The sequence below is a fragment of the Dietzia sp. DQ12-76 genome (genome assembly GCF_014145045.1).
In the GTDB taxonomy this organism is placed as follows: Bacteria; Actinomycetota; Actinomycetes; order Mycobacteriales; family Mycobacteriaceae; genus Dietzia.
In genome coordinates, this window is sequence record NZ_JAALDV010000148.1 from 1 (window position 1) to 7,813 (window position 7,813).

Annotated in this window: 6 protein-coding genes; 4 read left to right on the forward strand and 2 right to left on the reverse strand. The window is 70.9% G+C overall.

Translation table 11 applies throughout. The features are described from left to right. Positions 1 to 189: 189 nt before the first annotated feature. From G6019_RS06345 to nirD, 4 genes are all read left to right on the forward strand, one after another. On the forward strand, positions 190 to 1,857 hold the full coding sequence (locus tag G6019_RS06345) for a DNA repair helicase XPB (RefSeq protein WP_107755835.1): 1,668 nt from the start codon (positions 190 to 192) through the stop codon (positions 1,855 to 1,857). 59 nt (positions 1,858 to 1,916) lie between these two features. Next, complete coding sequence (locus tag G6019_RS06350) at positions 1,917 to 2,603, forward strand: DUF3239 domain-containing protein (RefSeq protein ID WP_107755834.1); 687 nt, start codon at positions 1,917 to 1,919, stop codon at positions 2,601 to 2,603. Between the two features lie 161 nt (positions 2,604 to 2,764). Next, complete coding sequence (gene nirB / locus G6019_RS06355; RefSeq protein WP_107755833.1) at positions 2,765 to 5,290, forward strand: nitrite reductase large subunit NirB; 2,526 nt, start codon at positions 2,765 to 2,767, stop codon at positions 5,288 to 5,290. Between the two features lie 33 nt (positions 5,291 to 5,323). Further along, positions 5,324 to 5,704, forward strand: coding sequence for a nitrite reductase small subunit NirD (nirD, locus tag G6019_RS06360; RefSeq protein WP_107755832.1), 381 nt, complete (start codon positions 5,324 to 5,326; stop codon positions 5,702 to 5,704). A gap of 131 nt (positions 5,705 to 5,835) precedes the next feature. On the opposite strand, the gene G6019_RS06365 is transcribed toward nirD, so the two are convergent. Both G6019_RS06365 and G6019_RS06370 read right to left on the reverse strand, forming a co-directional pair. Continuing rightward, positions 5,836 to 6,966 (reverse strand): uroporphyrinogen-III synthase, encoded by a 1,131-nt coding sequence (locus G6019_RS06365; protein WP_194305502.1) that lies wholly within the window; start codon positions 6,964 to 6,966, stop codon positions 5,836 to 5,838. A gap of 76 nt (positions 6,967 to 7,042) precedes the next feature. Beyond that, a partial coding sequence (locus tag G6019_RS06370) for an FAD-dependent oxidoreductase (RefSeq protein ID WP_182627224.1) occupies positions 7,043 to 7,813 on the reverse strand: 771 nt, incomplete at its 5' end.

A 7,813-nucleotide genomic window follows, 5' to 3' on the forward strand; every position in this document is an offset into this window, starting at 1 on the left:
GGCTCGTCGTCCCCGTCTCCGTCGCAGGGGGACGGATCGAGGGAATCGAGCCCGACTCCGCCGAGGCCGTGAGCCTGCCGCTGCACCGCGTGATCTCCGTCGCGGACGTCGACCCGACACGCTGAGGCGAAATTCGGGACACTGGAGGGTCGGGCCCGACCGGACCCGCGACACGCGAGGAGAACCGAAGTGAGTGGTGGACCGCTGATCGTCCAGTCGGACAAGACCGTGCTGCTGGAGATCGACCACGACCAGGCAGGCGACGCCCGACAGGCCCTGGCACCGTTCGCCGAACTCGAGCGCGCGCCCGAGCACGTGCACACCTACCGGATCACGCCGCTCGCCCTGTGGAACGCGCGGGCCGCCGGGCACGACGCCGAGCAGGTCGTCGACGTACTGGTCACCTATTCCCGTTTCCCCGTCCCTCAGCCGTTGCTCGTCGACATCGCGGACACGATGGCCCGCTACGGCCGCCTCCAACTGGTCAAGAGCCCGGTCCACGGTCTGACGTTGATCTCGCTGGACGCCGCCGTGCTCGCCGAGGTCAGACGGCACAAGAAGATCGCCCCGATGCTCGGCGCCCAGATCGACGCGGACACCGTGATCGTCCACCCCTCCGAGCGCGGCCGCCTCAAGCAGGAGTTGCTCAAGGTGGGATGGCCGGCCGAGGACCTGGCCGGGTACGTCGACGGCGAGGCGCACGAGATCGCGCTGTCCACCGAGTCCGAGCCCTGGGAGCTGCGCGACTACCAGCAGATGGCGGCGGACTCCTTCTGGGCCGGCGGGTCCGGTGTCGTCGTGCTGCCCTGTGGCGCCGGCAAGACCATGGTCGGTGCCGCGGCGATGGCCCGCGCCAAGGCCACGACGCTCATCCTCGTGACCAACACCGTCGCCGGGCGGCAGTGGAAACGCGAACTGCTCGCCCGCACCACGCTCACGGAGGACGAGATCGGCGAGTACTCGGGTGAGCGCAAGGAGATCCGCCCGGTCACCATCGCCACCTACCAGGTCGTCACCCGCAAGACCAAGGGCGTGCACCGCGCACTCGAATTGTTCGATTCCCGTGACTGGGGGCTGATGATCTACGACGAGGTGCACCTGCTCCCGGCACCGGTCTTCCGGATGACCGCGGACCTGCAGTCGCGTCGCCGACTCGGGCTCACCGCCACCCTGGTGCGCGAGGACGGACGGGAAGGGGACGTGTTCTCCCTCATCGGCCCCAAGCGATACGACGCCCCCTGGAAGGACATCGAGGCACAGGGATGGATCGCCCCGGCCGACTGTGTGGAGGTGCGCGTGACGCTCACCGAGAACGAACGCATGATGTACGCCACCGCCGAGGCGGAGGACAAGTACAAACTGTGCTCGACCGCGCGGACCAAGACCGCGGTGGTCAAGAGCATCCTCGCCCGGCACGCGGGCGCGCCGACCCTGGTGATCGGCGCCTACCTCGACCAGCTGGAGCAGCTCGGGGGCGAGCTCGACGCACCGGTCATCCAGGGCTCCACGCCCACCAAGGAACGGGAGGCACTGTTCGACGCCTTCCGTTCCGGGGAGATCTCCACCCTCGTGGTGTCCAAGGTCGCGAACTTCTCCATCGACCTGCCCGAGGCGAGCGTGGCGGTCCAGGTCTCCGGGACCTTCGGCTCCCGTCAGGAGGAGGCGCAGCGGCTCGGACGACTCCTCCGTCCCAAGCAGGACGGCGGGCAGGCCCACTTCTACTCGGTGGTCTCCCGGGACACCCTCGACGCCGAGTACGCGGCCCACCGCCAGCGTTTCCTCGCCGAGCAGGGGTACGCGTACCGGATCGTCGACGCCGACGACCTGCTCGGACCGGACCTGCCCGAGGTCGGTTGAGGGCACACGGACCACCCTGGTCGCCGCGCCCGCCCCGCGACGCCTGGGATACTGGACCCATGGCCTCAGACCGCACCTCCCGCACGCCGCACGAGCAGTACCGCCTCGCCGACTTCCCCGTCGACGACGCCTGGGTCCGCAGGAACAACGAGAGCCTGGCCGAGGTGCGTCGCCTCCAGTGGTCGGCGGGCGTCCTCGGCGTCGTCGTCCTCGCCGCGGGGGCCGGGATGCTCCTGTACTCCGAGCTGGCCGCATGGGGGTGGATCGTCGCCACCGTGGCCGGGGTCTTCGCGATCGGGTGCCTGGCGATGATCTGGTACATCCCCCGCAAGATGGGGTCGATGGCGCACACCTACGCCACCTCGGAACTGGTCCCGGCGATCGTCGCGGAGGTCCGACCGCGCGGAGTGACGCTGCTGGCCCTGGTCGACCGCGCCGTCGACCGATCCGCCGGCACGCTGCCCGCCCTGGCGGTCCGCAGTTGCGAGAAGATCCCCGGTCACGAGGCCCGTGTGGGCGAGCGGGTCCCCTGCGTCGCGGTGGTGGGTAACCGCAGCGCCCGCGGCGCCGACAACCTGTACCAGTTCATCTCCCCCATGCCCGTCGCGTGGGCCACCCCGGATACCGCCGTCCTCCGGCGACTGACGAGGGAGATCCCCGCCGGTGAGTGGGAGTCCCTGCGCCAGAAGCTCGATCGGGTCGACGAGGTGTCCCAGACCCCCACCAACCTCCTCCCGTTGGACTGACCCGGCCCCCTCTGCGGGGCCCTCCTCCCGCCACCCCACGGGGTCCTCACCCGGCGTCCCTCGACCTGTGAGCAAGTCGTCACGGCGCCGTGATCCGCCGCCATTGAACGGCAACACGCGGTTCCTAGCCTGGTCGGCACAGGCTAGAAGGAGGTCCCCCCATGACCGAGCACATCGTCGTCGTCGGGCACGGAATGGTCGCCCATCGGTTCGTCTCCACCCTCGCATCCCGGTGGGCCACCGCCGATCTCACCGTGACGGTGATCGGCGAGGAGTCGGACCCGGCGTACGACCGCGTGGGCCTGTCCTCCTACGTCGGTGAGTGGGACCGCGAGTCGCTGCACCTCGAGGACGCGCAGCACGCGGCCGACCCCCGGGTGACCGTGCGATCAGGCCAGCTGGTCACCTCGATCGACCGCGAGGTCCGCGAGGTCGAACTGACGTCGGGTGAGCGGATCGCCTACGACACACTGGTCCTCGCGACGGGGTCGCGGGCGTTCGTCCCGCCCGTACCCGGCCACGACCTGCCGGGGTGCCACGTCTACCGCACCCTCGACGATCTCGACGGGATCCGCGCGGCCGCCGAACGCGCCGGGGCCGGCTCCCACGGGGTGGTGATCGGCGGCGGTCTGCTCGGGCTCGAGGCCGCCAACGCGGTGAGCCTGCTCGGGCTCACGCCACACGTGGTGGAGCGCAACGACCGGCTCATGCCGCTGCAGGTCGACGCCGGGGGCGGGCATGTTCTGGCCTCGCTCATCCGTGACCTCGGGATCGAGATCCACCTCTCGATCACCGGAACGGAGATCACCGAGACGGCAGACGGCGTATCCGTCCGGCTGACCGACGACGAGGGCGTCACCACGGTCGTCGACGCGGCGTTCGTGGTGTTCTCGGCGGGTGTTCGACCGCGGGACGAGCTCGCGAGGCTGTCCGGACTGGACACCGCCGAGAGGGGCGGCATCCTCACCGACCTCGGGTGCCGGACCTCCGACCCGAACATCTACGCGATCGGCGAGTGCGCCGCCATCGACGGCACCTGCTACGGGCTCGTCGGCCCCGGGTACACCTCCGCCGAGGTCGCCGCGTCCACGATCCTCAGCGGAGAGGGCGAGTTCACCGGGGCCGACCTGTCCACCAAACTCAAGCTCCTCGGCGTGGACATGGCGAGTTTCGGCGATGCGCACGGCGTCACGCCCGGTTGCCTCGAGGTGGTGGTCAACGACCCCGTCGCGGGGACCTACTCCAAGCTGGTGATGAGTGACGACGCCACGACCCTCCTGGGAGGGGTGTTCGTCGGTGATTCCGGGCCGTATTCGCTGCTCAAGCCACTCGTCGGCCGCGCCCTGCCCTCCGACGACCCGATCTCGCTCATCTCACGGACCACCGACGCCGGGCCCGGGGTCGGCGTGGAGGCGCTCCCCGACGAGGCACAGATCTGCTCGTGCAACGCCGTCACCAAGGGCGACGTGCGCGAGGCGATCTGCGGCGGCGCCTGCGACGTGGCCGACCTCAAGTCCTGCACCCGGGCCGGCACCTCGTGCGGATCGTGCATCCCCCTGCTCAAGCAGGTCCTCGAGGCGGAGGGGGTCGAGCAGTCGACGGCGCTGTGCGAACACTTCGAGCAGTCCCGCTCCGAACTCTTCGAGATCGTCACGGTCACCGGCATCCGGACCTTCTCCGGTCTCATCGAGCGCTTCGGCCACGGGACCGGCTGTGACATCTGCAAGCCCACAGTCGCCTCGATCCTCGCCTCCACGAGCTCCGACCACGTCCTCGACGGCGAGCAGGCCGCCCTGCAGGACACCAACGACCACTTCCTCGCCAACATCCAGAAGAACGGCACGTACTCGGTGGTTCCCCGTATGCCGGGAGGTGAGGTGTCCGCGGAGCAGCTCATCGTGATCGGGGAGATCGCCCGCGACCACGACCTGTACGTCAAGGTCACCGGAGGTCAGCGCATCGACATGTTCGGGGCGCGCGTCGAGGAACTGCCGGTGATCTGGAAGCGGCTCGTGGACGCCGGGATGGAGTCGGGGCACGCGTACGGCAAGTCGTTGCGCACCGTCAAGAGCTGCGTCGGCACCTCGTGGTGCCGGTACGGACAGCAGGACTCCGTCGGGATGGCGGTGACGATGGAGAACCGCTACCGCGGGCTGCGCGCCCCCCACAAGATCAAGATGGCGGTCTCGGGCTGCGCCCGCGAGTGCGCGGAGGCCCGCGGCAAGGACGTCGGCGTGATCGCCACGGAGACCGGCTGGAACCTCTACGTCGGCGGCAACGGGGGCGCGACGCCCCGGCACGCGCAACTCCTCGTGGGGGACCTGACCGACGAGGAGTTGATCCGCTACATCGACCGGACGGTGATGTTCTACGTCCGGACCGCCGAGCGCTTGCAGCGGATGGCGCCCTGGCTCGAGTCGATGGACGGTGGGATCGACCATCTCCGCGAGGTGGTGTGCAACGACTCGCTCGGCCTGGCGGCGGAACTCGAGGGCCGCATGGAAGCGCATGTGGCGGGCTACGTGGACGAGTGGTCCGCCGTCCTCGACGACCCGGACAAGCTCGCGCGCTTCGTGTCCTTCGTCAACGCCCCCGAGTCCCCGGACCCCACCGTCGAGTTCGAGGAGCAGGACGGCCGCAAGGTCCCCGTTCTTCTCGGCTCCCCCGCGATGCCCGCACGGGCCTGACCACCCAGCAGCACATTCAGAAAGGACACCATCATGACCGCCACCCTCTCCCCGACCGAGATCGTGGTCTGCTCCCTCGATCGGCTCATCCCGGGTCGGGGCGTCGCCGCCCTGCTGCCCGACGGCCGACAGATCGCCGTCTACCTCCTGGACGACGGGAGCGTCCACGCCCTGTGCAACATCGACCCGATCGCCCGGGCCGCCGTGATGAGCCGCGGTCTCGTCGGCGACCGTGGGGGCGTTCCGGTGGCCATCTCCCCCATCGGCAAGCAGGCGTACGCCCTGGACGACGGACGGGGGATCGACGACGAGGCGTACGGGCTGTCCGTCTTCCCCGCCAGGGTCGTCGACGGCACGGTTCTGGTCTCGACGCAGCCCGCGATCCGGCACCAGACCAGTCGGACCGCCGCCTAGCCGAGTACACCTGGTGCGCCCCTGATCGGGCCGTACCGCCACTCAGGCGCCACCGCGTGGTTCACGTGGTGGCGCCTGTTCGCGCGTGTGGCCCGTCCTGTCCCCCGGTGGTTCTGGACCGAGCGCCGACTCTAGACCGAGAGCCGGTATCCGCGTTTGACCACGGTGGTCACGAGGCCGGGGACCCCGAGCGCTCTGCGCAGGCGTCCCATCGCCGTCTCCACGGCGTGGGGGTCGGCGCCGTCGCCGGGGAGTACGGCGAGGAGGTCCTCCCGGCTCAGGCACTTGCCCGGCCGGTCCGCCATCGCCTGCAACAGCGCCAGCGGCGCCGGCGAGAGCTCGATGGGGCGACCGTCCATGAGGACCCCGGCCGCACACACGGTGAGCTCGTGCCCTGCCGCCGTCACGGTCCGCGACCGCGCGACCAACTCGTCGGTGACGTGCCGCATGAGCGCGCCGAGGCGCATCCGGTCCGGCATCGACACGGGCACACCCAGGTCGACGAGAGGTTCGGCGGTCACCGGCCCCACGCAGAGGGCGGCGACCGGGCCGGACAGGGCGTCCAGCACGTCATCGTGGATCCCCATCAGGTCCGCCCGCTCGAGCATCGAGACCACGGCCGGGGCGGCGGTGAACGTCACCCCGTCGACTCCCGCCCGGGAGACGGTCCGGACGAGGTCGTCGAAGGCCTCCAGGTCCTCGGGGAGCTCCCACCGGTAGATGGGCACCACGATCACCTCGGCTCCCGCCTCGCGGAGACCCTCCACCAGCGGCGCCATGGGGTTCCAGTCCGAGCTCGCCCCCTGCAGCTGCACGGCCACGGTGAGGCCGTCGACCCCGCGCTCCAGCAGCATCTCCAGGAGTTCGGGGGTCGCCTCGCTCGCCGCCGACGCGTGCTCGCGCAGGCCGGCCGCGCGGAGTGCTCCGGTGACCTTGGGTCCGCGGGAGTACAGCGGCACCCGGTCCATCAGGGCGTGCAGGTCCGTCGAGTACCCCCACTCCTCGCACACCTGTGTCCACCACCGGACGCCGGTCGCCGTGGTGAGGACCATGAGATCGGCGGGGGCGGCGAGCACCCGGGCGGTGGCGGAGCGGACGAGCTCGTCCTCGGCCACGGGGATCATCCGGATCGCCGGCGCGTGCAGGACCGTCGCACCCCGGCGTTCGAGGAGGACCTTCTGTTCCGACGCCCGACGCGCGGCCGTCACCGCGACCGTACGGCCCAGCAGTGGTAAGTCGTCGTTGGTCGTCACGGTGTCCATCCTGCCTCAGTCCTGTGTCGTCCGTGTGTCGTCGGCCCCGGCGCCCGGGGTCCCGGGTGCCCGGGGAGGTGGTCCGTCACGCGCAGTCCCGCAGCCATCCGCAGATGCCGTCCACGGCGGCGGAACACCCCCCGCACCCGGTCCCCGCGCGGGTCCGGGAGGCCATCGCCGCCACGTCCCGGTGTCCCTCGGACCACGCGTGGACGAGGTCGGCCTTGCTCACCCCGTTGCACCGGCAGACCACGGCCGCGGCCGGCATCGTGGACGGGGTGTCGGTGGTCGCGGCGCCGGCCCGACCGAGCACGACGGACAGCACGTCGTCGGGGACGGGCAGCGCATGTTCGTAGAGCTGGGTGAGGAATCCGACGGGCTCGGGGTGACCCACGAGCACCGCCCCGGTCACGCGGGAGTCCACCACGTCCACCCGCGCGTACCGGCCACGTGAGGGCTCGCAGACCGCGGTCACCTCCACCCCGGTGGCGTGGATGTCGTCAGCGAGTTCCCCGAGGGAGACCACGTCGACCCCGAACGCCTTCAGCCTGGTCACCGCGACGCCGCCGGTGTACCTCGCGGCCGGGGTCGCACCCGCGAGTCGGGCGGAGACCACGCCTGCCTGATCCCAGGCGGGACCGACCAGGCCGGTCACGCACCCGCGGTGCTCGGCGCAGTCACCGATCGCACTGATGTCCGGGTCGCTGGTCCGGAGGGTGTCGTCGACGACGATCCCCCGGCCCACCTCGAGTCCGGATGCCGCGGCAAGCCGGGTGCGCGGCCTGGTCCCGGCCGAGAGGACGACGGTCCGGCACTCGATCTCGGTCCCGTCGTCGAGCCCCAGCGCCGCGCCGTC